This is a genomic window from Streptomyces sp. NPDC012474, from assembly GCF_042955185.1.
Classification (GTDB): Bacteria; Actinomycetota; Actinomycetes; order Streptomycetales; family Streptomycetaceae; genus Streptomyces; species Streptomyces cahuitamycinicus.
Genome location: NZ_JBIBEP010000002.1, coordinates 639,038 through 664,782, shown reverse-complemented (window position 1 = coordinate 664,782; position 25,745 = coordinate 639,038). Strand labels below are relative to the sequence as shown.

22 protein-coding genes and 5 tRNA genes are annotated in these 25,745 nt (G+C 68.5%); 15 read left to right on the top strand and 12 right to left on the bottom strand.

The window, feature by feature from the left end:
* The first annotated feature begins 53 nt into the window (after nt 1-53).
* Both ACFY9S_RS07940 and ACFY9S_RS07935 read left to right on the top strand, forming a co-directional pair.
* Complete coding sequence (locus ACFY9S_RS07940; protein ID WP_391124143.1) at nt 54-548, top strand: MarR family transcriptional regulator; 495 nt, start codon at nt 54-56, stop codon at nt 546-548.
* Nucleotides 549-890: 342 nt separating this feature from the next.
* Nucleotides 891-1,739, top strand: a complete 849-nt coding sequence (locus tag ACFY9S_RS07935) for a SigB/SigF/SigG family RNA polymerase sigma factor (RefSeq protein WP_391124277.1) — start codon at nt 891-893, stop codon at nt 1,737-1,739.
* A 232-nt stretch (nt 1,740-1,971) separates the two neighbouring features.
* On the opposite strand, the gene ACFY9S_RS07930 is transcribed toward ACFY9S_RS07935, so the two are convergent.
* Both ACFY9S_RS07930 and ACFY9S_RS07925 read right to left on the bottom strand, forming a co-directional pair.
* Nucleotides 1,972-3,819 carry a PQQ-binding-like beta-propeller repeat protein gene (locus tag ACFY9S_RS07930; protein WP_391124140.1) on the bottom strand — a complete coding sequence of 616 codons (1,848 nt, stop codon included), beginning with the start codon at nt 3,817-3,819 and terminating at the stop codon, nt 1,972-1,974.
* Nucleotides 3,816-4,496 carry a hypothetical protein gene (locus ACFY9S_RS07925; RefSeq protein WP_391124137.1) on the bottom strand — a complete coding sequence of 227 codons (681 nt, stop codon included), beginning with the start codon at nt 4,494-4,496 and terminating at the stop codon, nt 3,816-3,818. The genes ACFY9S_RS07930 and ACFY9S_RS07925 overlap by 4 nt, the downstream gene beginning before the upstream one ends.
* Nucleotides 4,497-4,800: 304 nt before the next feature.
* On the opposite strand from ACFY9S_RS07925, the gene ACFY9S_RS07920 reads away from it, so the two are divergent.
* The 4 genes from ACFY9S_RS07920 (at nt 4,801) to ACFY9S_RS07905 (ending at nt 6,649) form a co-directional block, all read left to right on the top strand.
* Nucleotides 4,801-4,935 (top strand): hypothetical protein, encoded by a 135-nt coding sequence (locus ACFY9S_RS07920; RefSeq protein ID WP_391124135.1) that lies wholly within the window; start codon nt 4,801-4,803, stop codon nt 4,933-4,935.
* 146 nt (nt 4,936-5,081) lie between these two features.
* Complete coding sequence (locus ACFY9S_RS07915; protein WP_391124132.1) at nt 5,082-5,378, top strand: hypothetical protein; 297 nt, start codon at nt 5,082-5,084, stop codon at nt 5,376-5,378.
* A 102-nt stretch (nt 5,379-5,480) separates the two neighbouring features.
* Nucleotides 5,481-6,137: a hypothetical protein gene (locus ACFY9S_RS07910; RefSeq protein ID WP_391124129.1), complete on the top strand. Its 657-nt coding sequence runs from the start codon at nt 5,481-5,483 to the stop codon at nt 6,135-6,137.
* Between the two features lie 62 nt (nt 6,138-6,199).
* Nucleotides 6,200-6,649: a DUF6907 domain-containing protein gene (locus tag ACFY9S_RS07905; RefSeq protein WP_391124126.1), complete on the top strand. Its 450-nt coding sequence runs from the start codon at nt 6,200-6,202 to the stop codon at nt 6,647-6,649.
* A 129-nt stretch (nt 6,650-6,778) separates the two neighbouring features.
* Here the strand turns inward: ACFY9S_RS07905 and ACFY9S_RS07900 are convergent.
* The 4 genes from ACFY9S_RS07900 to ACFY9S_RS07885 form a co-directional block, all read right to left on the bottom strand.
* Nucleotides 6,779-6,851, bottom strand: a tRNA-Lys gene (locus ACFY9S_RS07900).
* Between the two features lie 217 nt (nt 6,852-7,068).
* A complete protein-coding gene (locus ACFY9S_RS07895; RefSeq protein WP_391124123.1) occupies nt 7,069-9,249 on the bottom strand; it encodes a DEAD/DEAH box helicase in 2,181 nt (726 codons plus the stop codon).
* 335 nt (nt 9,250-9,584) lie between these two features.
* A complete protein-coding gene (locus ACFY9S_RS07890; RefSeq protein ID WP_391124121.1) occupies nt 9,585-10,121 on the bottom strand; it encodes a hypothetical protein in 537 nt (178 codons plus the stop codon).
* Nucleotides 10,122-10,208: 87 nt separating this feature from the next.
* A complete protein-coding gene (locus ACFY9S_RS07885) occupies nt 10,209-10,559 on the bottom strand; it encodes a metallopeptidase family protein (protein WP_361922381.1) in 351 nt (116 codons plus the stop codon).
* An 83-nt stretch (nt 10,560-10,642) separates the two neighbouring features.
* On the opposite strand from ACFY9S_RS07885, the gene ACFY9S_RS07880 reads away from it, so the two are divergent.
* From ACFY9S_RS07880 to ACFY9S_RS07850, 7 genes are all read left to right on the top strand, one after another.
* Nucleotides 10,643-12,217: a metallophosphoesterase gene (locus ACFY9S_RS07880; RefSeq protein ID WP_391124117.1), complete on the top strand. Its 1,575-nt coding sequence runs from the start codon at nt 10,643-10,645 to the stop codon at nt 12,215-12,217.
* A gap of 80 nt (nt 12,218-12,297) precedes the next feature.
* A tRNA-Glu gene (locus ACFY9S_RS07875) sits at nt 12,298-12,370 on the top strand.
* Nucleotides 12,371-12,405: 35 nt separating this feature from the next.
* Nucleotides 12,406-12,480 (top strand) — tRNA-Asp (locus tag ACFY9S_RS07870).
* Nucleotides 12,481-12,504: 24 nt separating this feature from the next.
* Nucleotides 12,505-12,578 (top strand) — tRNA-Phe (locus ACFY9S_RS07865).
* 164 nt (nt 12,579-12,742) lie between these two features.
* The gene (gene hrpA / locus ACFY9S_RS07860; RefSeq protein WP_391124114.1) at nt 12,743-16,687 is read left to right on the top strand and encodes an ATP-dependent RNA helicase HrpA; all 3,945 of its coding nucleotides are present in this window, start codon (nt 12,743-12,745) and stop codon (nt 16,685-16,687) included.
* Nucleotides 16,688-16,780: 93 nt separating this feature from the next.
* Nucleotides 16,781-16,855, top strand: a tRNA-Asp gene (locus tag ACFY9S_RS07855).
* Nucleotides 16,856-17,134: 279 nt separating this feature from the next.
* The gene (locus tag ACFY9S_RS07850) at nt 17,135-17,329 is read left to right on the top strand and encodes a DUF6274 family protein (protein WP_391124111.1); all 195 of its coding nucleotides are present in this window, start codon (nt 17,135-17,137) and stop codon (nt 17,327-17,329) included.
* A 465-nt stretch (nt 17,330-17,794) separates the two neighbouring features.
* On the opposite strand, the gene bldC is transcribed toward ACFY9S_RS07850, so the two are convergent.
* Nucleotides 17,795-18,001 (bottom strand): developmental transcriptional regulator BldC, encoded by a 207-nt coding sequence (gene bldC / locus ACFY9S_RS07845; RefSeq protein ID WP_003949541.1) that lies wholly within the window; start codon nt 17,999-18,001, stop codon nt 17,795-17,797.
* A gap of 599 nt (nt 18,002-18,600) precedes the next feature.
* Complete coding sequence (locus tag ACFY9S_RS07840) at nt 18,601-19,446, bottom strand: hypothetical protein (protein WP_391124108.1); 846 nt, start codon at nt 19,444-19,446, stop codon at nt 18,601-18,603.
* Between the two features lie 223 nt (nt 19,447-19,669).
* On the opposite strand from ACFY9S_RS07840, the gene ACFY9S_RS07835 reads away from it, so the two are divergent.
* Together ACFY9S_RS07835 and ACFY9S_RS07830 are read left to right on the top strand one after the other, a co-directional pair.
* Nucleotides 19,670-20,776 carry a Glu/Leu/Phe/Val dehydrogenase dimerization domain-containing protein gene (locus ACFY9S_RS07835; protein ID WP_391124106.1) on the top strand — a complete coding sequence of 369 codons (1,107 nt, stop codon included), beginning with the start codon at nt 19,670-19,672 and terminating at the stop codon, nt 20,774-20,776.
* A gap of 307 nt (nt 20,777-21,083) precedes the next feature.
* Entirely contained in the window at nt 21,084-21,332 is a 249-nt protein-coding gene (locus tag ACFY9S_RS07830) for a DUF3073 domain-containing protein (protein ID WP_102909372.1), read from the top strand.
* A gap of 83 nt (nt 21,333-21,415) precedes the next feature.
* Here ACFY9S_RS07830 and purM read toward each other — a convergent pair whose 3' ends face one another.
* The 4 genes from purM to ACFY9S_RS07810 all read right to left on the bottom strand — a co-directional run bounded on the left by purM (nt 21,416) and on the right by ACFY9S_RS07810 (nt 25,743).
* The gene (gene purM, locus ACFY9S_RS07825; protein WP_391124103.1) at nt 21,416-22,483 is read right to left on the bottom strand and encodes a phosphoribosylformylglycinamidine cyclo-ligase; all 1,068 of its coding nucleotides are present in this window, start codon (nt 22,481-22,483) and stop codon (nt 21,416-21,418) included.
* A 44-nt stretch (nt 22,484-22,527) separates the two neighbouring features.
* On the bottom strand, nt 22,528-24,057 hold the full coding sequence (purF, locus tag ACFY9S_RS07820; protein ID WP_391124101.1) for an amidophosphoribosyltransferase: 1,530 nt from the start codon (nt 24,055-24,057) through the stop codon (nt 22,528-22,530).
* A 63-nt stretch (nt 24,058-24,120) separates the two neighbouring features.
* Nucleotides 24,121-24,894: an META domain-containing protein gene (locus ACFY9S_RS07815; RefSeq protein ID WP_391124098.1), complete on the bottom strand. Its 774-nt coding sequence runs from the start codon at nt 24,892-24,894 to the stop codon at nt 24,121-24,123.
* A gap of 51 nt (nt 24,895-24,945) precedes the next feature.
* Nucleotides 24,946-25,743, bottom strand: coding sequence for a sterol carrier family protein (locus ACFY9S_RS07810; protein ID WP_391124095.1), 798 nt, complete (start codon nt 25,741-25,743; stop codon nt 24,946-24,948).
* Between the last annotated feature and the right edge of the window lie 2 nt (nt 25,744-25,745).

Here is a 25,745-nt window from a genome sequence, read left to right as displayed (position 1 = left end):
GCGGCTCAGCTCACGCCTAGTACGCTGACGGCCATCCCGGTGCCTGCGAGAGTGTGATTGTGACTTCCCTCCGACCCCGCCCTGAGCCCGCAGAGGTCGCCCGTGTGACCTCCACGGCTGCGGAGTTGCTGGAAGTCCTCTGGGGCCGGGCCTCGACCGCGCCGGCCTCCGCGTCCCAGCTGCGGGTGCTGCTCATGCTCGAACACCACGAGGGCATCAACCTGCGGACGCTCGCCGACTCCCTCGCCTCCACACCGCCCTCGACCAGCCGGCTGTGCGACCGGCTGCAGGCGACCGGGTTCGTCGAGCGGGAGGTGAGTCCGGCCGACCGGCGCGAGGTCCGCCTGCACCTCAGCGGCCGGGGCCGCGCTTTCCTGGCCGACCTGCGCACGCGCCGGGAGAAGGCGCTGCGCGCGGTGCTCGACCAGATGCCCACGGCGAAGCGGGTCGCACTGCTGCAGGGCCTGGAGGCGTTCTGCGACGCGGCGGCGGCCCAGATACACGACGACTCCGAAGACTCCCGCTCGTCCGGCACCCGGACTGCCTGAATTTCCCGCCGTCGCACGGAGTCGGCCCTTCCGGTCCCTTCCCGCGCACGTTCGGCACGCCTAGGCTGTTGCCCTCCACCTATAGTTGTCAAACGACAACTGTCCGCTCCGCGAGCCTCGAGACCTTCTCTTCCGCAACCCACCGCCCACCCTCCCCGCCCGTACCGCCGCAGTACCGGTCCGGGTACCCCGCCACCGCCTCGACCTGCGCCGACTGTGGTCAACGTCTCGCCGGGGCATATGCGGGGCATGACCGGGGCGAGGGCGGGTAGCGGCGCTGGAGGTGGCCTGTCGGGGGATCGGAGCGGGCCGGACTGAGAGGGAGGGCCCGTGACGGCGACCATGCGCATCGGCACGACGACGGATTCCGCCACCCGCACCGGTGAGGAACTGCCGCAGATCGCCGAGCCCCAGAAGCTCGCCCCCCAGGACGCACGCGGGCTGACGGGGCAGTTCCTCGACCGGCTCGCCGTCCTCGAGGAGGGCACGCCCGAATACCAGTACGCCCGCAACACGCTCATCGAGATGAACATGTCGCTGGTGCGCTTCGCGGCCCGCCGGTTCCGCACCAGCGGTCAGTCGATGGAGGACATCGTCCAGGTCGGCGTCATCGGGCTGATCAAGGCCATCGACCGGTTCGAGGTCTCCCGCGAAGTGCAGTTCACCAGCTTCGCGGTGCCGTACATCATCGGCGAGATCAAGCGGTTCTTCCGCGACACGTCCTGGGCGGTGCACGTGCCGCGCCGCCTGCAGGAGGCCCGTACGGAACTCGCCAAGGCCACCGAGGAACTGGCGTCCCGCCTCGGCCGCGCCCCGAAGGTGCCCGAACTGGCCGCCCTGATGAACCTGTCGGAGGAGGAGGTCGTCGAGGCCCAGATCGCGGCCAACGGCTACCTGTCCTCCTCCCTCGACGCGACGGTCACCGGCGCCCCGGACGAGAGCGACTCGACGCTGTCGGAGTTCATCGGCGAGGAGGACCCGGCCCTCGAACTCGTCGAGGACTTCCACGCCCTGGCCCCCCTGGTCGCCGAACTCGACGAGCGCCAGCGCCTCATTCTCCACCTGCGCTTCGTGGAGGAACTGACCCAGGCGGAGATCGGCGCCCGGCTCGGCATCTCGCAGATGCACGTCTCCCGGCTGATCTCGCGCACGGTGGCCCGACTGCGGTCCGGAATGCTGACCACGAGCTGACCCGCCCCCAGCAACGGCGAGAGCCCCGGTCCGGAGACGATCCGGACCGGGGCTCTTCTGTAGGCCCTGTGGGACTCGAACCCACAGCCAATGGATTAAAAGTCCTGGTCGGGATATGGGGGCGAGTCGGTCAGCCCCTTCGGAGTCCGGAACCATCAAGGTCAGAGCACACTCATGTGACACTCGGTCCGCGCCGCATCGGCTCGTGCCACTCCATCCGCTCACGCATCGCTCACGCACGAAGCTTCGTAGGTAAGGCGTGCATATCCCCTTGGGAGTCCGTCAGATATAGCCAGTCATTGGTACAGGCTGGGGCCCCTTGGCGGTCAGCGCTCAGAAGCACCTCGTAAGAGCGGAGCTTTCGGCCGACGGGGAGTTTCCAAGCTGTCAACGTCGCCGCACGATCAGCAGTGAAGAGAGTGTCGCCTACCGCAAACGGCCGGGTGAGAACACGCCCTGTGGTCTTCCGTTCCCATAGCTGGGCACCACTCTTTGCATCGAGGGCGACAAGCCGGTTGTCCACGTCACCGAACACCACCAATCCGCTCACCGCAGCCGGAGCGACAGCGAGGTTGGCTGCTGCATCGAACCGCCACAGCGGTGCACCGTTGGTCGGGTCGACGGCCACAATCCTCTGGCGAGAGAGATCGACCTGTTGGACCAAGTAGATGCCGGAGTCGGTGACAGCCCATTCTCCGGAAAGCGGCCTTTCGGGCCGGTAAGACCAGTTTGGTTGGCCTGTGACTTCCACGACTGCCTGGACGCGCTTCTCCGCGAGGTCCGTAGTGTCACCCAGAGGTCGGGGCTCCTCAGTCATGACGATCACACTGCCTGCGGCCACTTCAGGAGGACAGCCGACGGCTGGTTGCCCCAACTTTTGTGACCAGCGAACGCCATCGGACCGGACATCGATCGAGTGCAGGGAGCCGTCCGGACTCGTTGCGTACAGAGTGTCTACGGAGACGCTTAGAAGGCCGTCACAGACTTGCAGCCGGGCAGACCGACGAGGTTTCCCCGTTCGCAGATCGACGCTCCGCAGCAAGCTGCCCGGGCCCGGGAAGTAGGCAGTGCCACTGTGGAAGACGGCGCTGCCGGGGTAGTTCGTCTGAATCAGCGGGTACCGGCGGCGGGACTCGGCGTCGAACACGTGCAGACTGTATTTTTCGTGCACTACCAAGGTGCCGTCGGATAGGACCGGCTGACGAGCGGAGCCGGAAGCGGCCGAGACCCGCCAGGGCACTTCAGCTCGACGGGTCGGGGACGGGCCGGCAGTCCGACGGCTCGGCGTCTTCTTGGTGGTACGCGAAGACCGCTGCCGACGCTTCTTCTTCACCCTGGCCAGCGCTATGTCGTACTGCATCTCGCCACCCATCCGCGGCGTCTGTTCGACCCCCTCCAGGTGGAGCCGCTCAGAGGTGTACTTGAACAACTCCTGAAGGGTGACAAGACCATCGCCATTGAGATCGGCGTCACCGCTGCGCAAGCCTTCGACGATCGCTGAGGTGAAGCGCGAGAGTGCAGGCGACTCCGCGTCTGAGTGATCCCCTTCCCAGGCTCGCTGCATCCGGGTGCCAGCAGTGACGATGACACGGCCGTGGCCAGCCAGTACCTCCTCGAAGCCTGCCGATTCACTCCCCTTGGCGCCAGGAATGAACAATCCGCTGTAGCAGCAGTCCACCAAAACAACAACGCTGCGGGCACGGCACTCATCCATCATGTCGTGGACGAAACTCGCGGAGATCGCCGAGTGCGCGGGGCGCTCCGGATCGGTGTTCCGAACGGCGAAGTAAAGCTTGTCGCTGCGGTTCCTGACCCCGTGGCACGAGAAGTACAGCAGACAGACGTCATCCCGTCGCGCGGTGAGAAAGAACTCCTCGATCGCTCGCTCCAGCATGGGCCGGTCGGCGTCGACCAGTTGTTGGACCTCGAACTGGCCAATCTCAGGATCGCGCAGGACCTCGGTCAATCCAGCGCAGTCCGCCTCCGGAGACAGCAGCTTGGAGAGTTCCGGGTGGTCGTACGTTCCCGTGCCGATGAGCAGGGCCCTGCGGTGGCCTTCGCCCAATGCCTGGGCGGTCACGAGGTCGAGGGCTGCGGTTGCACAGTGCCCGTCTCACCTTCGTCGGGCGCCCCGCCACGGGCCAGGAAAGCGTCGATCAGCCGTTCCCGCTCAACATCCGAAGAGTCACTCAACTCGATCGTGCGGCCGTCCAATTCCACCTTGATGCCGCGAACTGGACGGTTCTGCAGCCAAATCTCGGCAAGCTTGAGGACCTGACGCAGGACGAAAGGGGCGGCGGTGACAGCAACCGCTCCGGCAGCGATCAGTTCACCACTCTTCGCCCCTGCCCCGACACCGCTGAGGGAACGCGCCAACTGTACGTCTGTCACATCCAGTTCGAGGAGAGAGCGACGCAGTTGGTGGCCCAAGCTGAGGAGTTCGTCGTCATCGGTGTCTGAAAGCCCTATCAACTCCAGCCGTACGGTCTTACTCATTTCCCACGCCCCGTGATCTCTGCTTTGTGTCCAGAGCACCTTACTGGCAGTGACCGTGCAGCGGTGGGTTCTCCAGCGAATCGCCCCTCTACGCATGGCTTCGCGCTGGCCGCCTACCGTCTTGGCCGTTGATGAGTTGAGGACGTCGACGGCACGGTCGGCGCCGTCACGCTCCGCACCGCCACGGCCAACATCACCAACGGGATCACCATCCGCATCACCGCAGCCTGGATCAGCGAGAACTGACAGGAGCACCGGCATGCCTCTCGGCACCCCGCAGGGCCCGGAACGGAGCCAGTGGAAGGTCACCGCGAACAGTACGGCCCTGCCGGCGGTGGCAGAGTCACCTTCGACGTGACGGTGTCCACCGCCCCCCGGGCACGGACGACATGGCCGGCATCGTCCAGAAGTTCGTCGACCTCGTCGATGTCTCCCCGGACTTCCAGGTGACCATCGGGACCCGCACCTACTCCCACGTGGAACGGATCATGCCCACCGCGTAGCTGCTGCCCGACTCTTCGCCTCGCGTCGCCCGGCTGGGGCCTGCCTCATGCCTGGAGGCCGCATGGCCTGGTGCCGCGGCGCCACCCGGATGGCGCGACGGCCGGAGTCGGACGCGCAGGCGGCCATCCGGCCGACGCTGTCCATCGTGCACTCGCTGGCCGCGCCATGGGCGGCAAAGCGCACCTTCGAGCACTGACGCGACTCCACCGACCGGCACGCAGGGGGACGAGCGCCGCGTCCATCGAGCCCGACAAGCAGGTCGAGCAGGCGCTTCGCTGTCCACCCATCACTCGTGAGTAGAGAAGAATAGGAGTATCTTTTGGTACCAGAGAGGGTGTGAGCATGAGGATCACAGAGGAAGCCCGCAGTCGGACAAACCGGACGACAGCACCGTTGAAAGTCGATGCGGCCATAGACGAGCTGATCGCGGACGGCGCCCACTTCCTGGGGATGACGAAGAAGGACCTGGTCGCGGAGGCCGTCCGAACCTACTTGGAGATCCGCCGTGAGGAGGTTCGGGCCAACATGCTGGAGAAGATGCGCAAGCTTGACGGATCCGTGGAATCGAGCGTGTCGCTGCTCACCGGACTGTCACCCGAGCGGATCAAGGAACTCGGCGGAGTAGGCGAGGACGACTGATCCGTGCGGCCCGCTCGACCCACCCTCCGCGCACTCCGCGAGGACTTGAAACTACCGCTTCCGTCAGCCCGGGAACCGCTCGATGAACTGGATCACCCGATCTTGGTCAAGGCCCGGGAACACTTCGCCGACGACGAGGCAGGACATGAGCGGATCCGCTCGGTCGATGATGAGGTGCTCTTCAAAGTCAAGGTCCGACGCTGGCGCGGAGCGGTCTGGACCGACGAGGATCTGCCCTGGCTCATCGCTGCCGGGCAACGCGAGGACGGGTCATCGGACGACTTCTACTCAGCACTGGAGACGACCGCGAGGGCTGCACGAGCCCGCTACAACGCCGACAACCGCCAGCCCCTGAGCACCACAACGTACGTCGGGCATCTCCTCCCTGACCAGAACGACCGTGATCGCTACCAACTCGAAGCCGGTGCCCGGCTTGTCCGCCATCTCGCTGCCACTGTCCGGGAGCTGGCTCGTGGATCACTGCACGACGGGCATGAACACGCCGCCGACCTTCCCACTTTTCGCCTCGGCATCCTCGTACGCGCCGACGACGGCCATGAGACCTATGTCGCGGTGCGCATCACCGGCTCCGTACCCGACGATCTCACCGCGGTCATCCTGCGCCATGTACCCGGCTGCGATCCCACCGTCTGGTACCCCGAGTACGCCCTCCCCAGCCGCCCCCTTCTTCCCGCCGAGCAAGCCTGGTCGACCCTCATGGATCCGAAGGCCGCGGCTGAACTTTTGAACGAGGAATGAGCCGGGATCCCCACCCCAACGCCGCCGCAGGGCCGATGGCTACGGGAACAAGGAACGCGCTCATGCCGGATCATGACAACTCGTCCCGGACAGTGACTGTCCCCACGTGCGACACCGGGCCCGTCACCGTCTGGGAACCCGACTGGTGTGCGGGAAGCAAGCAAGAGCATCAGTCCGGTGGCTACCGCGTCGACATCACGCACGCGAGCCCTGACTACGAATTCACAGTCTCAACGAGCTGCGGCAGGCCGGTGATTCTGCGCGCGTGCTTCGAACAGTGCCCCTTCACCGAGCGCCCACCCGGTCACGTCCCCTTCGTGAACGTCGAGATGGATGGCGACTGGCATCCGCATAGTTCCTACGACTTGCGCCGCCTCTCGGACACCCTCACGGCCCACGCGGATCGGCCCCGGGAACTTGCCGACCGCCTCGACGGTCTCACCAACGCCTTCGATGCCACAAAGGGGGGCACGCCTGCGGCGGCGAACCCTGAGAAAGGAAGCGGCGGCTGAACAAGCCACGCTGCCTGTCGGCACACCCGCTCACGCAGACGGACTCCACACATGGCGTGGCCCCGGCCAGGAGGACTGGTCGGGGCCACGAAACCGCTGGTCAGAACCGCAGAGCGGCCCTGGCCTCGGTAGGCCCTGTGGGACTCGAACCCACAACCAATGGATTAAAAGTCCACTGCTCTGCCAATTGAGCTAAGGGCCCAGGCGATGTCGCCCCCACGAGCATAGCCGGACCACGCCGGGACTCCGATCGGGTATCGGGGTCCCGGCCCCGCCGGAGGGACGAACTGGGCCGATGAGGGACATGAACCGGCCGGGCCGGGCGTGTCCCCGCGGGCCCCGCAGAGCCCGCGCCGCAACGACGGAGCGCCGTGGCCCGCCCGTTGGGACGGAGCCACGGCGCTCCTCATGCGCTGATGTCAGCCGTTGCGCTTCCAGCGCGGCTTGTCCTCGCGGCGCTGGAAGGAAGAGCCGCCACGGTGGTCGTCACGACGGCCGGACGGGCGGTCGTGACCCGGACGGTCGTGACCGGGACGGTCGTGACCCGGGCGGTCGTGGCCGCCGGAGCGGAAGCCCGGACGGTCGTCACGGCGGTCCCGGTTGAAGGGACGGTCGCTGCCCCGGTGCCCACCGCGCTCGTCACGGCGGACGCCGCCGCGGTCACGGTCGCGGTTGAAACCGCCACGGTCGTCACGACGCTCGAACGAACGGCCGCCACGGTCGTCACGACGCTCGAAGGAACGGCCGCCACGGTCACCGCCCCGGTCACCACGGTCGTCGCGGCGGAAGCCACCGCGGTCACCACGGTCGCTCCGGTCACCACGGTCGGCCCGGTCGTCACGACGGAAACCACCGCGGTCACGGTCACGGTCACGGTCACGGTCGAAGGAACGGCCGCCACGGTCCCGGTCACGGTCGCGGTTGAAACCGCCACGGTCGTCACGACGCTCGAACGAACGGCCGCCACGGTCGTCACGACGCTCGAAGGAACGGCCGCCACGGTCACCGCCCCGGTCACCACGGTCGCCCCGGTCACCACGGTCGTCGCGGCGGAAGCCACCGCGGTCGTCGCGCCGCTCCCGGCGCTCGTACGGAGCGGAGGACTCCGGGCGCTCCTCGCGCTCGACGTCCTTCGCGGTCGGCTGCTCGGGCACCGACACCTCGACGGCGGTCGCGACGTCCCCGCCCTCCTGGGCCACCACGGCCGCGGGCTCCTCGCCCCGCTCGCGCGCGACCCGGGCCAGCAGGCGGTCGGACTCCTCACGCAGCTCGTTCGCGCGGCGCTGCGCCCGCTCCAGCTCCCTGGTGAGCTGGGCGACCTCACGCTCGGCCTGCTGCGCGGAGTTGCCCACCGACTCGGCCTGCACCTCGGTCATCGACCGGGCACCGGTGATCTCGGCGACCTCCGGGTCGAAGGCGCCGGCGCTCTGGATGATGTGACGCCCGGCGTCGACGCCCGCGTCCTCCATCAGCCGGAAGATCTGACGCCGCTGGTGCGGCAGGGACAGCGACACGACCGTGCCCGTGCGGCCGGCACGCGCGGTGCGGCCCGCCCGGTGCAGGTAGTCCTTGTGGTCACCGGCCGGGTCCACGTTCAGCACCAGGTCGATGCCGTCGACGTGGATGCCGCGCGCCGCCACGTCGGTCGCGACGAGCGCGTTGACGTAGCCCTTCTTGAAGTCCTCCAGCACGCGCGTACGAGCGCCCTGCGTCATACCGCCGTGCAGCGCGTCGGCCTTCACACCCGAGTCGCAGAGCTGCTCGGCGATACGGTCGGCGCCCAGCTGGGTGCGGACGAAGATGATCGTGCGGCCCTTGCGGGAGGCGATCGCGGCGGTGACCGGCGCCTTGTCCTTGGGCTTCACGATGAGGATGTGGTGCGACATGGTCGTGACGTTGCCCTGGGCACTGTCGACCTCGTGCGTCACCGGGTCGGTCAGGTAGCGCTTGACCAGCGTGGAGATCTCGTTCTCCATCGTGGCCGAGAAGAGCATGCGCTGGCCGCCCGCCGGGACCTGGTCGAGCAGCTCGGTGACCTCGGGCAGGAAGCCCAGGTCCGACATCTGGTCGGCCTCGTCGAGAACGGCGATCTGCACGTTCTCCAGCGAGCAGGCGCCACGGTTGATGATGTCGCGCAGCCGACCCGGGGTGGCGACCAGGACGTCGACGCCACGCTCCAAAGCGTAGATCTGGTTGCCCATCGACGTACCGCCGCAGACGACCTTCATCTTCAGGCCGAGGACGTCGCCGTAGGGCTGGAGCGCGTCGGCGACCTGCATGGCGAGTTCACGCGTCGGCGTCAGGATGACGGCGCGCGGCTTGTGCTTCTCGGTGCGGCCGCCGGCCAGCGTGGCCAGGGCCGGCAGACCGAACGACAGCGTCTTGCCGGAGCCGGTGCGGCCACGGCCGAGGATGTCCTTGCCGGCCAGGGCGTCCGGAATGGTCGCAGCCTGGATCGGGAAGGGGGTGGTCACGCCGTTCTGCGCGAGCTTGCGCACGACGCCTTCGGGAAGGCCGAGGCCCGCGAAGGTGACCTCGGGGGCGTCCTCGGCCTGCTCGTTCTCGGGCACGACGACGTGATCAGTACTGGCGATGGACATGCGAATGCGAAACCTTCCGGAGTCTCAGTCGGCACGCGCCCGTCAACTCCGTGATTCGCGATTCGCAATACGACCGCCTCAATGCGGTCCACCACGGCAAGGGAGAGTACGCGCCACACGGCGCGCTCTGCAGTGGCGCCGGGCAAGAATGGGTTCAAACGATCTGCCACCATACGCACTCCGGGACCCGTAAGGCAAACCGGACTGTGCAGGAGACAGCGGGCCACCGTCCGGCGACCGGACAGCTTTCCAGGGACTCCAACCGCCCCCCGGCCGGGATTGTTCCCGCACCCGGAAGAAAAGTTCCCGCCCCGCCGACGCACCCTGGCGCCGCCCTACGCCGGTGCCCCCGCCTCCGGCGCCGGCTCCCGCTGGGCGAGCTGCGGCCCCGGCGGCTCGTGCGCCGACGACGACGGCTCCGGCGTCGGCTCCGGAGACGTCGTCGGCTCCTGCGGCGTCGGCGTGGGCTCCGGCTCGGCCGTCCGGGTGGGCGTCGGCGGGGCGGGCGGCTTGGCCGTGGGCCGCGGCGGCTGCGGCTTGCCCGGCTTGTCGTGCCCCGGCACCGTCGGACTCGCGTCAGCGCTCGGCGACGCCTCGGGCGACGCCGACACCCCCGCCCCGCCACCCTTGCCCTTCTTGCCCTTCTCGCCCTTGCCGCGCCCCCGCTCGCCCTCGGCACCGGCCGCGCCGAACCCCGCGCCACCGCCCGACACCGCCGGCCCGCCGTCCGGAGCCTCACCGCCCCGCTGCCCGGCGGAGTGCGACGGCTTGACGCTCCCACCCGCGTCGTCGCCGACGCTCATGCAGCCGGCGGCAGCGGCCACCGCCACGACCGTGGCGGCCAGTCGGACGGGTACGTACAAGGGGCGCACGGGGCCACCTCCGGAAAGGGTGAAGGAGTCAACACCTCCAACTCCCGCCGCCCACAAGAGGACACGCGCCCCGCATTCACAACCCGGTCAGCCGTAACCCAGGGCGTGAAGACGCTCGTCGTCGATACCGAAATGGTGCGCGATCTCGTGCACCACGGTGATCTCCGTCTCCGCGACCACGTCCTCCCGCGACTCGCACATCCGCAGCGTCGGATTCCGGTAGACGGTGATCCGGTCCGGCAGCACACCGGCGTACCACTCGCCCCGATCGGTCAGCGGAGTCCCCTCGTACAGCCCGAGCAACTCGGGATCGTCCGCCGGCGGATCGTCCTCGACGAACACCGCGACGTTGTCCATCAATCGGGTCAACTCCGGCGGGATCCGGTCGAGCGCTTCGGCGACCAGCTCCTCGAACTCCTCACGCGTCATCTCCAGCACAGGCCCATTGTCGGCCACACCCCCGCCGTACGAGAGCCTTCCGGCGCCGCATATCCGTCCGCGCACTTGGGCATACGGGACCAATGGCCCGCGTCCCCGCCGCAGTCCTGAGTGTCCTGAAACCGATCCGCAACGCCCCGCGCGCCCTGGCCCGCCGCTACCACTCCCGGCAGGCACCCGCCACGGTCGAACTCGTGGCACAGCCGCACCCGTGGACCCGTGCGGTGGGACTCGTCGCCGTCGTCCTCCTCGGCGCCTGGCTGGGCCTGCTGGTCGTGGGCAACGTCCGGGCCCCGGTCGGCCCCATGAACACCACGATGACCCTGCGCCCGTCCTTCGCCGGCGGCACGAAGATCAACATCTCACCCCTGGGCGCCCTGGAGCTGAACAGCCACATCGCCCCCGTCCGCCTGGACGTCAACATCGACCAGCTCGACCCCGACCGCTCCCAGGCCCTCGTCGACCACCCCGAACGCCTCTCCGGCCTCCAGGACGAGGTCACCGAGGACGTCGGCCGCGGCACGCTCGACCTGGCCCTGCGCTCCGGCGTCGCCGTCGTCGTCGGCGCCACCGCCCTGGGCCTCGCCGTCTACCGCCGCCCCCGTCGCGCGATGGCCGCCGGCGGCCTCGCCCTCACCCTCCTCGCCGCATCGGGCGGCACCGCCTACGCCACCTGGCGCCCCGACTCCGTCCTGGAACCCAAGTTCTCCGGCCTGCTCACCTCGGCCCCCTCCCTGGTCGGCAACGCACGCAGCATCGTCACGGAATTCGACGTCTACCAAAAGGAGTTGGCCCGCCTCGTCACCAACGTGACCAAGCTCTACGACGCCACCTCGACGCTCCCCGCCTACGCACCCGACCCCTCCACGATCCGGGTCCTGCACGTCTCCGACATCCACCTCAACCCGGCGAGCTGGAAGATCATCGCCTCGCTGGTGGAGCAGTACAAGGTCGACGTGATCGTCGACTCGGGCGACACCATGGACCACGGCACAGCCGCCGAGAACGGCTTCCTGGACCCCATCGAGGACCTCGGGGCCCCCTACGTCTGGGTCCGTGGCAACCACGACTCGATGATCACCCAGCGCTATATGCAGAGCCTCAGGAACGTCCACGTCCTGGACGACGGCAAGGCCAAGACGATCAAGGGCCTGCGCTTCGCCGGAATCGGCGACCCGCAGTTCACCCCCGACCGGTCCCGGCAGATCGGCGCCCGCCAGTCCCAGGAACTGGCCGGCGCCCGCCTGGCCACCGCCCTGCGCGACCAGAGCACGGCCGGCACCCCGGTGGACGTCGCCATCGCCCACGAGCCCGCCGCCGCCCGCGGAGTCGACGGCGAGGTCCCCCTCGCCCTGGCCGGCCACCTCCACCACGACGAGATGGAGATCCTGAAGTACGGCACCCGGCTCCGCATCGAAGGCTCCACCGGCGGCAGCGGCCTGCGCGCCATCGAAGGCAAGCACCCCGACCCCATCGAGGCGTCGATCCTCTACTTCGACCGGGACACCCGCCACCTCCAGGCCTGGGACGAGATCGAACTGGGCGGCCTCGGCCTCACGACGGCCGAGGTCAGCCGCCACCTCCCCAAGGAGAACCTGCCCGGCGCGACACCCTCCCCGAGCGCCCCCTCGGAGGGCACCCCGTCGCCCTCCCCCTAAACCGTTTTGGCGATAGCTCCCGCCATCCCCTATGCTTCTCACGTCCCCGACGCGCTGAGAAGCGCCCAGGCGGGCCGATAGCCCTCATCGTCTAGCGGCCTAGGACGCCGCCCTTTCAAGGCGGTAGCACGGGTTCGAATCCCGTTGGGGGCACGCACCACCCTGTGCGACACTGTCGTACGAAGCTTGGTCCTGTGGAGCAGTTTGGAGTGCTCGCCACCCTGTCAAGGTGGAGGCCGCGGGTTCAAATCCCGTCAGGACCGCTGAGGTTTCACGTGAAACCTCGTGGCTGGGTAGCTCAGTTGGTACGAGCGTCCGACTGAAAATCGGAAGGTCGCCGGTTCGACCCCGGCCCCAGCCACAACAGCCCTCACCAGGGCTTGAGCCCCTCTCCGAAGCATTCGGAGAGGGGCTCTTTCGTTCCCCCCACCGCACCCGACGCCACTCCGGTCGCTCGGGGGCCGTTACGGGTCACGACAAAAGGGTTAGCCATCAAATTCGGCGGGATGAGATCCTGGATCCCGTATGTCTACGCACCCCGCCCCCGCCCTCGGCGCCCTCGCCCCCCGCCTGACCGAGCTGTCCCTGCGCGATGCGCACCGGCTCGGGCGCAGGCTCGAAGGTGCGCGCAAGATCCGTAAGCCGGAGGCGCGGGCCGCCGTGCTCGCCGAGATCGAGGCGGAGGTCGGCAAGGCGGAGGAACGGATGGCCGGGCGGCGCGCCCTGGTGCCTGAGGTCACCTACCCCGAGCAGCTGCCGGTCAGCCAGAAGAAGGACGACATCGCTGCCGCGATCCGCGACCACCAGGTCGTGATCGTCGCCGGTGAGACCGGCTCCGGGAAGACGACGCAGATCCCGAAGATCTGCCTGGAGCTCGGGCGCGGCGTGCGCGGCATGATCGGGCACACGCAGCCGCGCAGGATCGCCGCGCGCACGGTCGCCGAGCGTGTCGCCGAGGAGCTGGACACTCCGCTCGGCGGGGCCGTCGGCTGGAAGGTCCGCTTCACCGACCAGGTCGATCCGGACGCCACGTTCGTCAAACTCATGACGGACGGCATCCTGCTCGCCGAGATCCAGACCGATCGCGAGCTGCGCGCCTACGACACGATCATCATCGACGAGGCCCACGAGCGGTCCCTCAACATCGACTTCCTGCTGGGTTACCTCGCGCAGCTGCTGCCGAAGCGCCCGGATCTCAAGGTCGTCATCACGTCGGCCACGATCGACCCGGAGCGGTTCTCGCGGCATTTCGGCGATGCCCCGATCGTCGAGGTCAGTGGCCGTACGTATCCCGTGGAGGTCCGCTACCGGCCGCTGCTGGAGGAGGACGGCGACGACGCCGACCGGGACCAGATCACCGCGATCACGGATGCCGTGGAGGAGCTCCAGAAGGAGGGCAAGGGGGACATCCTTGTCTTCCTCTCGGGTGAGCGGGAGATCAGGGACACGGCGGATGCCCTCACCAAGAAGAATTACCGGTTCACCGAGATCCTGCCGCTCTACGCCCGGCTCTCCCATGCGGAGCAGCACCGTGTCTTCCAGCAGCACACGGGTCGCAGGATCGTTCTGGCCACGAATGTCGCCGAGACGTCGCTGACCGTTCCGGGTATCAAGTACGTCATCGACCCGGGCTTCGCGCGGATCTCGCGCTACAGCCATCGCACGAAGGTCCAGCGGCTGCCCATCGAGCCGGTGTCGCAGGCCAGTGCCAATCAGCGCAAGGGCCGGTGCGGCCGCACGTCGGACGGTATCTGCATCCGGTTGTACAGCGAGGACGACTTCGAGGCCCGCCCGGAGTTCACGGACGCGGAGATCCTGCGGACGAACCTCGCTTCCGTCATCCTGCAGATGACCGCCGCCGGCCTCGGGGACATCGAGAAGTTTCCGTTCATCGACCCGCCTGACCACCGCAACATCCGTGACGGCGTTCAGCTGCTCCAGGAGCTCAACGCTCTGGACCCGGCGCAGAAGGACCCTCGCAAGCGGCTCACGGAGACCGGCCGCAAGCTGGCTCAGCTGCCTGTCGATCCCCGGCTGGCCAGGATGGTCCTGGAGGCGGACAAGAACGGCTGCGTGCGCGAGGTCATGGTCATAGCGTCCGCGCTGTCCATCCAGGACCCGCGCGAGCGCCCGGCCGAGAAGCAGGCTCAGGCCGACCAGCAGCACGCCCGCTTCAAGGACGAGACCAGCGACTTCCTGGCCTACCTCAACCTCTGGCGTTATGTCCGTGAGCAGCAGAAGGAGCGGGGTTCGTCCTCGTTCCGCCGGATGTGCAAGCAGGAGTACCTGAATTTCCTTCGCATCCGTGAATGGCAGGACATCTACTCGCAGTTGCGCACGGTCGCGAAGCAGCTGGGCATCCATCTCAACGAGGACGACGCTCCGGCCGACCGCGTCCATGTCTCGCTCCTGGCCGGCCTGCTGTCGCATGTCGGTATGAAGGACGTCAAGGAAGGCGCCAAGAACGAGTATCTGGGGGCGCGGAACGCGAAGTTCGCCGTGTTCCCGGGCTCGGCCCTGTTCAAGAAGCCGCCGCGCTTCGTGATGTCCGCCGAGCTCGTCGAGACGTCCCGCCTCTGGGCGCGCGTCAATGCCAGGATCGAGCCGGAGTGGGTCGAGCCCCTCGCCGCGCACCTGGTCAAGCGCACGTACAGCGAACCGCACTGGGAGAAGGACCAGGCCGCGGTGATGGCGTACGAGAAGGTCACGTTGTACGGCGTTCCGATCGTCGCCCAGCGGAAGGTCAACTACGGGCGGATCGACCCGGAGATCAGCCGCGAGCTGTTCATCCGGAACGCGCTGGTCGAGGGCGACTGGCGCACGCACCACAAGTTCTTCTCGGACAACCGGCGGCTGCTCACCGAGGTCGAGGAGCTCGAGCACCGTGCCCGGCGGCGGGACATCCTGGTCGATGACGAGACGCTGTACGACTTCTACGACCAGCGGATCCCCGAACATGTCGTCTCCGGTGCCCACTTCGACTCCTGGTGGAAGCACAAGCGGCACGAGCAGCCCGACTTCCTCGATTTCGAGCGCGAGATGCTCATCAACGAGAAGGCGGGCGAGGTCACCAAGGACGACTACCCGGACTCGTGGCGCCAGGGGAACCTCAAGTTCCGGGTGACGTACCAGTTCGAGCCGGGCGCGGACGCCGACGGTGTGACCGTCCACATCCCGCTCCAGGTCCTCAATCAGGTCACGGACGAGGGCTTCGACTGGCAGATCCCGGGCCTGCGCGAGGAGCTGGTGACGGAGCTGATCCGGTCCCTGCCGAAGCCGATCCGCCGGCATTACGTTCCCGCGCCCAACTTCGCGAGGGCGTTCCTGGACCGGGCCGTCCCCCTCCAGGAGCCCCTCACCGCGACCATGACCCGCGAGCTGCGGCTGATGGTCGGGGTGCCCTTCGAGGCGGACGACTTCGACCTGTCCAAGGTCCCCGACCACCTGAAGGTCACGTTCCGGATCGTCGACGAGCGGCGTCGCAAACTGGCCGAGGACAAGGATCTGGAGGCGCTGAAGCTCCAGTTGCGTCCCAAGGCCCGCAAGGCCCTGTCGCAGGCGGCCGCGGCGACGGCCGAGCGCTCCGGCGGTGAGTCCCTGGAGCGGTCGGGCCTGACCGACTGGACGATCGGCACGCTCACCCGCGTCTTCGAGACACGCCGGGCCGGTCAGCCGGTCAAGGCGTATCCGGCGCTGGTCGACGACGGCGACACGGTTTCCGTGCGCCTCTTCGACACAGAGGCGGAGCAGGCGCAGGCCATGTGGAAGGGCACGCGCCGGCTGATCGTGCGCACCATCCCGGTGAACCCGGCGAAATTCGCGAGCGATCGCCTGACGAACGCGCAGAAGCTGGCGCTGTCCGCGAATCCGCACGGCTCGATCCAGGGCCTGTTCGACGACTGCGCGATGGCCGCCGCGGACAAGCTGATCGGGGACTTCGGCGGTCCGGCGTGGGACGAGGAGTCGTACCGGAAGTTGTACGACAAGGTGCGCGCCGAGATCGTCGACACGACCGTCCGCACGGTGGGGCAGGTGCAACAGGTCCTGGCCGCGTGGCAGGCCTGTGAACGCCGCCTGAAGGCCGTACGCAGCCCCGTGCTGCTGCCGAACCTCCAGGACGTGCGGGCGCAGCTGGACGCTCTGGTGAAGCCGGGCTTCGTGACGGAGGCGGGGCTGCGGCGGATGCCGGACCTGATGCGCTACCTGGTGGCGGCCGACCGACGTCTGCAGCAGATGCCGACGAACGTCCAGCGGGACACCACGCGCATGCAGAAGGTGCATGAGATGCGGGACGAGTACGCCTGGCTCCTGGAGCAGCTGCCGCAGGGCCGGCCGGTCCCGTCGTCGGTCCTGGACATCCGCTGGATGATCGAGGAGCTCCGCGTCAGCTACTTCGCCCACGCGCTGGGCACGGCGTACCCCGTCTCCGACAAGCGGATCGTGAAGGCGATCGACGCGGCGGTGCCGTGACGGGGCCCTGACGCAGGGTGAGTTCGACCCGGGACCCACCCTCCTGTAGAGTCTCTTCTCGCAGCGCAACGCACAAATGGCACTGCGAAACCTGGTCCTGTGGAGCAGTTTGGAGTGCTCGCCACCCTGTCAAGGTGGAGGCCGCGGGTTCAAATCCCGTCAGGACCGCATTACAAGAGCCCGGATCTTCGGATCCGGGTTTTTCGTCGTCCGGGCCACCGGCCGAACAGACGGAGGCCGCGCCCGCGGCGGAGCCGCAATCGGACACAGCACATCCCGTCAGGACCGCCCGCCCCGCAAGAGCCCGGATCTTCGGATCCGGGTTCTCTCGTATGCCCTGACCTCCGTGTAGCCCCTTCGCGCTCCACACGCCGTCTTGACGCCCCCTCATTCCATCGGTACCCCAGAACCAGGGCCGTCGTCCGTGCGGCCTCCTGGAGGTGGCCCATGGCGGCGGCAGCGGCGAGGCACGAGACGCGGGCTCTGCTGCGCGCGCACCTGTCGGCTGCGTCGTCGTACCGGCATCTCACCCGGCATTGCCCGATCTGCCATCGCCTGCTGCGGCTGGCTCTGGAATCCGCACCGCGTGCCGCTCAGGGCGCGACCCGGGCCAAGGAGGACGAGAGCCCGGCACCCGCATGATCCACGAGCGGACTCAACACCCCTGTGCAGACGGGCTGCTGGAGGCGGCGGCGGCTTCTCTACCGCACCTGCGGCGGAGCTAACAAGCCGCTTGGTATGTGACGGGTGTCACTGCATGAGTTTCGGAAAGTGCGGTACTTACACCCCACCTACAAAGGGTCAATTTAATATGTGCAATTGCACCCGGTCCGAGGTGCCGCACACAGAGGATCCGACACCCTTCCCCAGGCTCCTACAAGGCTGCTCACAGCGGGATCGCAGACCTATCGCGGGCGCACAAAAAAGATCGCGCTGGACCCGGCGGAGTCCAGCGCGATCGACGACGCACCCTGCTGCATGCCTGGAAAGCCTTGAACGGCTCGGGCGTGGGGCCTGTTGGGGCAGGACCCCGCGTCGTTTGGAGCTGTGGTCCGGACGCCGCGGCCAGTCGGGGGAACCAGCCGGTTTGCCCGGTTATTCAGTTGTTCAGGCCTCGCTGCGCTGCTGCGGGATGCCCGCGAGCAGAGCGCGGACCTCGGCCTCGCGGTAGCGCCGATGCCCGCCGAGCGTGCGGATCGACGTGAGCTTGCCGGCCTTCGCCCACCGCGTGACCGTCTTCGGGTCCACACGGAACATGGTGGCGACCTCAGCCGGGGTCAGCAGCGGCTCGGCATCAGGGGTGCGAGCGGTCATGAGCGGCCTCCTCGGGAGAACCGAACCTTCTCGGTTCTTTCCTCTAAATTCTGCACCTTGACCCGCGTTGCCCGAAATGGCGGACGCGAGTCGAGTCGGTTATAGGACGAACGGCTTGTCCTCGGCACTACAACTACACCATCTGTCCAGCCGCGTCGGCCAAACCGATGGAATTGCCCCTCCAGGTGTTCATCAGCGACGGAAGCCGATGGACCATGCCATAGCGGACAGTCACACCGCTGTGACGATCAGTCACAGGGTGAGCAGGAAGTCATGAGACCCCCCAAAGCGTGCAATGCTGAGATTCCGCCCATAGTGCAGCACCATGGGACGGAAGGAGCCCTCCCCGGACTCCTTGTCCTATTTTGGCATGAGGGGGGGCAAGGGACGCAAGAGCCTCGTACGTGTAGTCCGTCACGCTTGGCCTACTTGAGAGGTCTGCCCGGATCGGGCCCTACGTCCCTTGTTGACGCAGCCTCAGGAGACGCACAGCCCGCTTCAGGAACTCGGTGCGAGGACGAAACCCCAAATCGGGCGGTTCGTCAAACGTCAGTTCGTGACCGGATGCGAGCGGTCTGTGCGGACATCAAGGTCAGAGGTCAGTTGGCCGACCGCAGATCACGCACGGAACGCCACCGCTCCACGAGCCGGGCGTACGCACGGCCCGCGGCGGCCCCGTCGCCCCGGCGCAGCGCGGCGATGCCCTCGGCCACGTCCGCCGCGGAGTGGTCGTCCTCCAGTGCCCCGGCCGGCACCGCGTGCACCAGGCCGCCGTAGTCCAGCTCCACGAGCGAGCGCGGATGGAACTCCTCCAGCCAGCGCCCGACGTCCATCAGGCCGTCGATCAGCGGCCCCTCGTCCATGGCCTCCTTCAGGGCGCGCAGGCCACGGGCCACCCGCCGCCGGGCCTGGACCATGGGGGTTCGGTAGCGCAGTACGGGCGGGCTGTCGGCCGAGGCGCCCTCGTCGTACTCGCGCTCCTCGTCGGAGACCAGCACGAACCAGCTGATCGGCACCTGCCAGGTGGCCGTACGGATCCACGGCCGGGCGTCCGGGTTGATCGCCAGCCAGCGCTCGTAGTCCTGGGACGCCTGGCGCCGCAGGACGGGCGGCAGGACCGCGTCCATGACCGGCGGGGGCAGCTCTTCGCTGAGCTCGTCCAGGGCCAGCCAGCCGCGCAGCCGGGTGCGCCAGGGGCAGACGCAGACGACGCCGTCGACGTCGAGCACCAAGGCGTCCTCGCTCTCGTGCACCGGCACCGCCACCGGCGGGGTGGGGGCCAAGTCGGCGAGGGCTCGGCGGAGTTCGTCCTGGTACGAGGGGCGGTCCGTACGGCGGGCGTAGTGGGCCCAGTGGCTGCGCTCCGGCTCGGGGAAGGCGGCCAGCGGTTCGTACACGCGCAGGTAGGTCGCGTAGGGGACGATCACCGAGGTCACCTTGGGCACGCCTGCTCCCTCCCCCGCGCACCGGCGCGAAAACCTGCGGAACCCACTCACGATCGCGCGGGAAATCTATGCAAATCGTCGCACGGGTGTACTCCGGTCGGAGGTGATCCTGTGCACTGTGCGGTCGGCGGGCCCGTCAGGCTCTAATCTCATGCTCAACAGTCCCCGCCACCCGCACGGAGGCTGGTCTCCACCCGCCGCAACTTACTCAGGAGTCACCACAGTGACCGACGTAACCGGCGCACCTGCTGATGTACTGCACACCCTGTTCCACTCGGACCAGGGCGGACATGAGCAAGTCGTGCTCTGCCAGGACCGCGCGAGCGGCCTCAAGGCCGTCATCGCCCTCCACTCCACCGCCCTGGGCCCCGCGCTCGGCGGCACGCGCTTCTATCCGTACGCGAACGAGGCCGAGGCCGTCGCCGACGCGCTGAACCTCGCCCGCGGCATGTCGTACAAGAACGCCATGGCCGGTCTCGACCACGGCGGCGGCAAGGCCGTGATCATCGGCGACCCGGAGAAGACCAAGACCGAGGAGCTCCTCCTCGCCTACGGCCGTTTCGTCGCCTCCCTGGGCGGGCGCTACGTCACGGCCTGCGACGTCGGTACGTACGTCGCCGACATGGACGTCGTGGCGCGTGAGTGCCGCTGGACGACCGGCCGCTCCCCGGAGAACGGCGGCGCCGGGGACTCCTCCGTCCTCACCGCCTACGGCGTCTATCAGGGCATGCGGGCCTCCGCGCAGCACCTGTGGGGCGACCCCTCGCTGCGCGGGAGGCGGGTCGGCATCGCGGGCGTCGGCAAGGTCGGCCACCACCTGGTGGAGCACCTGCGGACGGAGGGCGCGGAGGTCGTCATCACCGACGTGCGCGAGGACGCCGTGGGCCGGATCCTCGCGGCACACCCGACGGGGGTCACGGCCGTCGCCGACACCGCGACCCTGATCCGCGCCGAGGGCCTCGACATCTACGCCCCCTGCGCGCTCGGCGGTGCCCTGAACGACGACACGGTGCCCGCGCTGACCGCCAAGGTGGTCTGCGGCGCCGCCAACAACCAGCTCGCCCACCCGGGCGTGGAGAAGGACCTCGCCGACCGCGGGATCCTCTACGCGCCGGATTACGTGGTGAACGCCGGCGGTGTCATCCAGGTCGCCGACGAGCTGCACGGCTTCGACTTCGACCGGTGCAAGGCGAAGGCGTCGAAGATCTTCGACACCACGCTGGCCATATTCGCACGTGCGAAGGACGATGGCATTCCGCCGGCCGCCGCGGCCGACCGGATCGCCGAGCAGCGGATGCACGACGCGGCCCTGGCCCGCCGGGCCCGCTGACTCCGGGCCGACCGGGGCGTCTCGTACGTTTGGCCGGTACCCGCCGGTGGGCAGTTAGAGAGAACTCTCACTTCTACCGGCGGGTCGCCCGCCGAGAAGTGGTTAAAATCGCGGTTGACCAGCGAGGACGGGGCGCCTCGAAGGTTCTGGGCGTGGGCAGGTCATGCGGGCGACGTACCGTATGGGCGCGGGCTCAGGTACCGTGGAAGCCCTACGGACCGGTCTCTCCGCGGAGAGTCCGTGCCGGACCATGAACGCGTGTCAAGACTCTGGGGCCGTCGAGCCCCGTCGTTGAGGGGGTCGAGCCATGGGGCGCGGCCGGGCCAAGGCCAAGCAGACGAAGGTCGCCCGCCAGCTGAAGTACAACAGCGGTGGGACTGATCTCTCACGCCTGGCTGAGGAGCTGGGTGCATCGCCTTCGAATCCGCAGCCGCCTAACGGCGAGCCGTTCGAAGACGATGATGAGGACGACGACCTGTACGCACGGTACGCCGACCTCTATGAGGACGACGATGACGAGGACGACCAGTCCTCGCAGCATCGTCGCGGCGCTTGACCCTGCACTGAACACTCACCCGGTCGGTGACTTCGGTCACCGACCGGGTTCTGTGCTGCCTGCAGGGTCACGACCCCCGTGCCTCAGCTCGCGTAGTCACCGATCAGGGCGGCACCGCTGCGGTGCTCGCCGCGGTCGGTGATCTCTCCGGCCACCCAGGCGTCCACGCCGCGGTCGGCGAGGGTCGCCAGGGCCACGTCCACGGACTCCTGGGGCACGATCGCGATCATCCCGACACCCATGTTCAGGGTCTTCTCGAGCTCCAGACGCTCGACGCTGCCCGTACGGCCGACGAGGTCGAAGATCGGGTCCGGTGTCCAGGTGGAGCGGTCGACGACGGCGTGCAGGTCGTCCGGGACGACCCGGGCGAGGTTGGCCGCGAGCCCGCCGCCGGTGATGTGGCTGAAGGCGTGCACCTCGGTGGTGCGCATCAGGGCCAGACAGTCCAGTGAGTAGATCTTCGTCGGTTCCAGCAGCTCCTCGCCGAGGGTGCGGCCGAGTTCCTCGATGTGCGCGTCCAGCGCCAGGCCCGCCTGGTTCAGCAGGACGTGGCGGACGAGTGAGTACCCGTTCGAGTGAAGCCCGGAGGACGCCATGGCGATCACCGCGTCACCCGTACGGATGCGATCCGCGCCGAGCAGCCGGTCGGCCTCCACGACGCCCGTACCGGCGCCGGCGACGTCGAAGTCGTTCTCGCCCAGCAGGCCCGGGTGCTCGGCCGTCTCGCCGCCGACCAGGGCGCAGCCGGCCAGCACACAGCCCTCGGCGATGCCCTTGACGATGGCGGCGACCCGCTCGGGGTGGACCTTGCCGACGCAGATGTAGTCGGTCATGAACAGCGGCTCGGCGCCGCAGACCACGATGTCGTCCATGACCATGGCGACCAGGTCGTGGCCGATGCTGTCGTAGACGCCCAGCTGGCGGGCGATGTCGACCTTGGTGCCGACGCCGTCCGTGGCGGAGGCCAGCAGGGGCCGCTCGTAGTTCTTCAGGGCGGAGGCGTCGAAGAGGCCGGCGAAGCCGCCGAGGCCGCCGAGGACCTCGGGACGCTGGGCCTTCTTCACCCACTCCTTCATCAGTTCGACGGCGCGGTCACCGGCTTCGATGTCGACGCCCGCGGCTGCGTAGCTGGCACCAGTTGTGTCAGGCATGACGATAAGAACCTTTGTGTCGTACGGCAGGTGTTACGGGCCGTCTACGGGCGGCGGATCGCGTCGGCGGCGGCCGTGGCGGCCGGGCCGGCGGCCAGCTCCGTCTCCAGCAGCTGCTTGCCGAGCAGCTCGGGGTCCGGGAGGTCCATCGGGTACTCGCCGTCGAAGCAGGCGCGGCACAGGTTCGGCTTGGCGATGGTGGTCGCCTCGATCATGCCGTCGATGGAGATGTAGGCCAGGGAGTCGGCGCCCAGGGAGGTGCCGATCTCGTCGATCGTCATGCCGTTGGCGATGAGCTCGGCGCGGGTGGCGAAGTCGATGCCGAAGAAGCAGGGCCACTTCACGGGCGGCGAGGAGATCCGGATGTGGACCTCGGCGGCGCCCGCCTCGCGGAGCATGCGGACCAGGGCCCGCTGGGTGTTGCCGCGCACGATGGAGTCGTCGACGACGACCAGGCGCTTGCCCTTGATGACTTCCTTCAGCGGGTTCAGCTTCAGGCGGATGCCCAGCTGTCGGATGGTCTGCGAGGGCTGGATGAACGTCCGGCCGACGTAGGCGTTCTTGACCAGGCCGGCGCCGAACGGGATGCCGGAGGCCTCCGCGTAACCGATCGCCGCGGGCGTGCCGGACTCCGGGGTCGCTATCACCAGGTCGGCCTCGGCCGGCGCTTCCTTGGCCAGCTTGCGGCCCATCTCCACGCGGGAGAGGTACACGTTCCGGCCGGCGATGTCGGTGTCCGGGCGGGCCAGGTACACGTACTCGAAGACACAGCCCTTGGGCTTCGCTTCCGCGAATCGGGAGGTGCGCAGGCCGTTCTCGTCGATGGCGACGAACTCGCCCGGTTCGATCTCGCGGACGTAACTGGCGCCGCAGATGTCGAGGGCGGCGGACTCGGAGGCGACCACCCAGCCGCGCTCCAGGCGGCCGAGGACCAGCGGACGGACGCCTTGCGGGTCGCGGGCCGCGTACAGGGTGTGCTCGTCCATGAAGACGAGCGAGAAGGCTCCCTTGACCTGCGGAAGGACCTCTAGGGCGGCCTCCTCGATGGTCAGCGGCTTGCCGTCCTCGTCGACCTGGGCCGCCAGGAGCGCGGTGAGCAGGTCGGTGTCGTTGGTCGCCGCGACGCGCGGCGTACGGCCGCCCTCCTGCTTGGGCAGGTCGGCGACCATCTCGGCGAGCTGGGCGGTGTTGACGAGATTGCCGTTGTGGCCGAGCGCGATGGATCCGTGTCCGGTCGCGCGGAAGGTCGGCTGGGCGTTCTCCCAGACGGAGGCACCGGTGGTCGAGTAGCGGGCGTGACCGACCGCGATGTGACCCTGGAGCGAACCGAGGGAGGTCTCGTCGAAGACTTGAGAGACCAGGCCCATGTCCTTGAAGACGAGGATCTGTGAGCCGTTGCTGACCGCGATTCCCGCGGATTCCTGGCCTCGATGCTGGAGGGCGTAGAGCCCGAAGTACGTGAGCTTGGCGACCTCTTCGCCCGGAGCCCAGACACCGAAGACGCCACAAGCGTCCTGGGGGCCCTTCTCACCGGGGAGCAGGTCGTGGTTGAGTCGTCCGTCACCACGTGGCACGCCACCGAGTGTAGGCGAGGTCGACCACTGGTCCGAATTGGGGATACCGGACTTTCCGGTGGATCACCGCTCGGCCACCGCTCGCGCACTCGTCCCGTTTTCGCTGGTCAGCGTCAGGGTTTGGTGATCGATTCCGTACTTCAGTTTCCCGTCGAAAAGCCGCAGCAGGGTCTTCTCACCGGCCATGAGTGAGTCTTCGCACATCATTCGGGTCGTGGCCGGGGGGCCGAGGGTGATATGGCCGTCGCTGACCGTGGCCTTGGCGTTCACCTTGTTGCAGCCCAGGCTGCCGGAGACGGTGCCCTTCTTCTCGTCGAAGGTGAGGTGGGCGCGGCCGTCGGCCTTCGGTGCCGTGACGGTCCACTTGGTGCCGGCCAGCGGGGCGTCCTTCGCCTTGGTCAGCCGGACGGTGTCGCCCCTGCCGGTGGTCAGGGTGAGACGGTCGTCGTCCACCTTCGCCTTCAGTTCCTGGTCCGAGAAGGCCCGCGCGAGGGTCTTCTCGAAGGCCATGGGCGTGTTCTCGCAGGCCATCTGGGTGGCCCTGGTCTTGCCGAGCCGGACGCGGTCGCCCTCCACGGTGGCCTCGGCGCTGAAGTTGTTGCAGCCGAAGCTGCCCTCGGCCCGGCCCTTGTCGATGGTCACGTGGGCGCCGGCGGGGGCCTGCTGCGTCCGGCCGTCCGCGGTGACGCTGTCCACGCTCCACCGCACACCGGTGACCGGCCGCTCGGCACCGACCGAGCCGCTGCCGCTGTCCGCCTTCTCACTGCCGCAGGCCGCCATGAGCGGGACGAGCATGGCGGCGGCCGTCAGGGTCATGCGCTGCTTCTGCCTGTCCATGCCACTTCGACGGACGACCCGGGTGGATCGGTTCCCCTTGATTCATCAGGGCTACTGCATCAGGGGCAGGTAGACCGACAGGTCCGCCCGCTCGCCGCTCGCGCTGACCTCGGCGTCCTGGAGTGCCTGCGCCCATGCCGTCCGTCCGGTCGCCAGCCGGATCCAGGTCAGCGGGTCCGTCTCGACGACGTTGGGCGGGGTGCCCCGGGTGTGCCTCGGCCCCTCCACGCACTGCACCACCGCGTACGGCGGCACCCGCACCTCCGTGGAACCGCCGGGTGCCTTCGCGGCGAGCGCGTCGGCGAGGAGCCGGGTGCAGGCGGCCAGGGCCTGCCGGTCGTAGGGGATGTCCAGGCCGGGGACGGCGGCGTTGAGGTCGTCGGTGTGGACGACGAGTTCGACGGTGCGGGTGACGAGGTAGTCGGCCAGCGGCAGGGCGCCCGCGCTGGTGGCGAGCAGCCGGGTGCCGCGATGGGCGGCGAGGCCGGCGGTGAAGCGCTCCTCGGTGGCCGCCAGGTAGGCGGCGGGGTCAGGGTGGCTCCCGGCCAGCTCACGGGCGTGGGCGGCGATCTCCGGCGCGTCGGCCGCGATCGCGGCGGGCCAGTCGAGCAGGGTGCCGTCCTGCTCGGCCGGCTCCGGCAGGCCGGTCAGCCGGGAGACCGCCCCGAGGACCGTCCCGACGTGTGCCACCAGCTCACGAACGGTCCAGTCGCCCAGCCGGGTGGGCAGGGCGAGCTGCTCGGGGGTGAGCCCGGCGGCAGCGGCCCGTACGTGCCCGAACTGGGCGAGTACGGCCGCGCGGATCTTGACGGGGTCGTAGCTGCGGAGGCGTTTCCTGGCCGGTGGCATGG

Excerpts from the sequence above, each read along its gene's own strand:
- ACFY9S_RS07935 (WP_391124277.1), top strand. The coding sequence starts at position 891 with ATGCGCATCGGCACGACGACGGATTCCGCCACCCGCACCGGTGAGGAA.
- ACFY9S_RS07925 (WP_391124137.1), bottom strand. The coding sequence starts at position 4,496 with ATGCCGGTGCTCCTGTCAGTTCTCGCTGATCCAGGCTGCGGTGATGCG.
- ACFY9S_RS07920 (WP_391124135.1), top strand. The coding sequence starts at position 4,801 with ATGGCCTGGTGCCGCGGCGCCACCCGGATGGCGCGACGGCCGGAGTCG.
- ACFY9S_RS07915 (WP_391124132.1), top strand. The coding sequence starts at position 5,082 with ATGAGGATCACAGAGGAAGCCCGCAGTCGGACAAACCGGACGACAGCA.
- ACFY9S_RS07905 (WP_391124126.1), top strand. The coding sequence starts at position 6,200 with ATGCCGGATCATGACAACTCGTCCCGGACAGTGACTGTCCCCACGTGC.
- ACFY9S_RS07895 (WP_391124123.1), bottom strand. The coding sequence starts at position 9,249 with ATGTCCATCGCCAGTACTGATCACGTCGTCGTGCCCGAGAACGAGCAG.
- ACFY9S_RS07880 (WP_391124117.1), top strand. The coding sequence starts at position 10,643 with ATGGCCCGCGTCCCCGCCGCAGTCCTGAGTGTCCTGAAACCGATCCGC.
- hrpA (WP_391124114.1), top strand. The coding sequence starts at position 12,743 with ATGTCTACGCACCCCGCCCCCGCCCTCGGCGCCCTCGCCCCCCGCCTG.
- ACFY9S_RS07850 (WP_391124111.1), top strand. The coding sequence starts at position 17,135 with ATGGCGGCGGCAGCGGCGAGGCACGAGACGCGGGCTCTGCTGCGCGCG.
- bldC (WP_003949541.1), bottom strand. The coding sequence starts at position 18,001 with ATGACCGCTCGCACCCCTGATGCCGAGCCGCTGCTGACCCCGGCTGAG.
- ACFY9S_RS07830 (WP_102909372.1), top strand. The coding sequence starts at position 21,084 with ATGGGGCGCGGCCGGGCCAAGGCCAAGCAGACGAAGGTCGCCCGCCAG.
- purM (WP_391124103.1), bottom strand. The coding sequence starts at position 22,483 with ATGCCTGACACAACTGGTGCCAGCTACGCAGCCGCGGGCGTCGACATC.
- ACFY9S_RS07815 (WP_391124098.1), bottom strand. The coding sequence starts at position 24,894 with ATGGACAGGCAGAAGCAGCGCATGACCCTGACGGCCGCCGCCATGCTC.
- ACFY9S_RS07810 (WP_391124095.1), bottom strand. The coding sequence starts at position 25,743 with ATGCCACCGGCCAGGAAACGCCTCCGCAGCTACGACCCCGTCAAGATC.